The sequence below is a fragment of the Clostridium tepidiprofundi DSM 19306 genome, from assembly GCF_001594005.1.
GTDB lineage: Bacteria > Bacillota > Clostridia > Clostridiales > Clostridiaceae > Clostridium_AC > Clostridium_AC tepidiprofundi.
The window spans coordinates 1-1,805 of sequence record NZ_LTBA01000110.1; the positions used below are offsets into that span (position 1 = coordinate 1).

A 1,805-nucleotide genomic window follows, 5' to 3' on the forward strand; every position below is an offset into this window, starting at 1 on the left:
CTGCGTTCCCAATTTGGGTACGCAGGTTATATTCCTTCTTTTTTTAATATATAAGTTGATTATATATCTTTTGAGTTTCCCGATTTAAAATCACTAAAACACTTACTATAAGTCAATTGAATATTAAAGTTTACATAGGTGTCGGAATTTTTACTGATACCTATTATCAAATAAGTAAGTTGATTGGTAGTATACTACTAATTTGCTACCAATGACTAGAGTTATAATATGATTTATGAAAAGTTGAGATATCTTATAATAATAATTAAGTTTCCTCTAACCCTTGAAAATAAAAAGTTATAATGAGTTATTATGTTTATATAAGCTATAATAAAAGTATAGAAATGCATATACTGCACACGTTGAGGCGGTAGTAAAATTGCATATCACCCCAGGGGTGTAAATTTTTCCAAATATATTATCAGGGGACGGTGAGTTAATGCTCACCGTCCTCTCTTCATTTGCACAGGAAGAAAGTAAAAACGTAAGCTATAATCTAAAGTGTAAGGAAGGGCTTAAGAGTGATAATGCTTTAGTAAGGTATAAGTCAAAGCAGTTTATAGAAATTCTAAAAAATGCAAAGCCAATAGAAAAATTTGATATGGACTTATTCTTTAGTATTGTTGAGAAGATGGTAGTGTTTGATGGAAAAAAGATAATAGTTGGGTTGCTAGATGGGACGGAGATTGAGGTTGTAATTGGAATTGATTAAAACAAACATTGTGTAGAAAAATGTAGAAAAATGCAGAAACTTTCACAGAAAATATTGTTGACAAATATGGTACTAAATGAGGTAAAATGATAGGTGTGGTTAAAATATACAAAACAATATTTGGATATGGATTGAGTTGACTAAGTTTATCAAAGAGAATTATTATTTTTATGTTTACTTAAAAATTAAAAGGAATAATTTGTATCAAATTATAAAGAAGGGATGGTGGTTATCATGTTTAAGAGGAAGTTGCTTATATGTTTGTGTGTGCTAGCGATACCAGTAGTTGCTTTTACCGTGTTATCCTCATCACTAGCAGGTTGTACTACAACTAAGCAGAGTGAATTATTAAAAATGATAGATGGTGGAAAATCAATAACCTTAAATCTATCTAAACCGTCATATGAGGTAAAGACGGTAGGAGAGCAAGTAAACAGGTTAGACTGGGTGCAGTTAGACCAGTTAAGCACCTATGATATCTTTAGGTCAGACTTTGACAGTACCTTATCAATAGTGAGGGTATCAGAGAATGGAGTAAATGGTAAGTCAGGGTGTTTATTTGTGGGGAAGGACAACGTAAGAGATGGGAATACAACATTAGCAGATGCCTTTAGGAATGAGGTATTTATAGAGAAGTATTGGAATAAAGCAGAGGTAAGGAATAAGCTAGGTGAGTTATCAAAAGAGGCATATAAGGATATAGATGGAACAAATAACCTAATGGCAAGTATAAATGCTTATTTCAACCTTTTACCCGATAGTGAAAATCCGACTGCGTTTAATGGCACTCAATCACTTACAAGAGAGCAGTTTTATACCCTTGTTTATAGGGCAACAACTCCAGTTAAGCCAATAGAAATAGATAAAAACTTTGAAGCGGCAGTTGGAGGAAAAACAGAGTATACGAAATATGCCCAAGGGGTAGATGAGTATGGTTTTCTAAACGTAAATAATAAAAGCCTAGACAGAATCACATATCATGGATTAATAACTAGGGCAGAGGCAGTTTATTTGGTTGTAAATAAATTCTTTAAAGATGAGTTAAAGGAAGTTTCTCCATCTGATAAAGCATTTAAAGATACTGAAAATGCAC

Annotated in this window: 2 protein-coding genes; both read left to right on the forward strand. The window is 32.5% G+C overall.

Features of this window, described 5'->3' with window-relative positions; translation table 11 throughout:
- Window positions 1-439: 439 nt before the first annotated feature.
- Window positions 440-712: a hypothetical protein gene (locus CLTEP_RS13860; protein ID WP_242863958.1), complete on the forward strand. Its 273-nt coding sequence runs from the start codon at window positions 440-442 to the stop codon at window positions 710-712.
- A 234-nt stretch (window positions 713-946) separates the two neighbouring features.
- Window positions 947-1,805 (forward strand): hypothetical protein (locus tag CLTEP_RS13865; protein ID WP_153016356.1); only part of this gene is annotated, 859 nt, incomplete at its 3' end.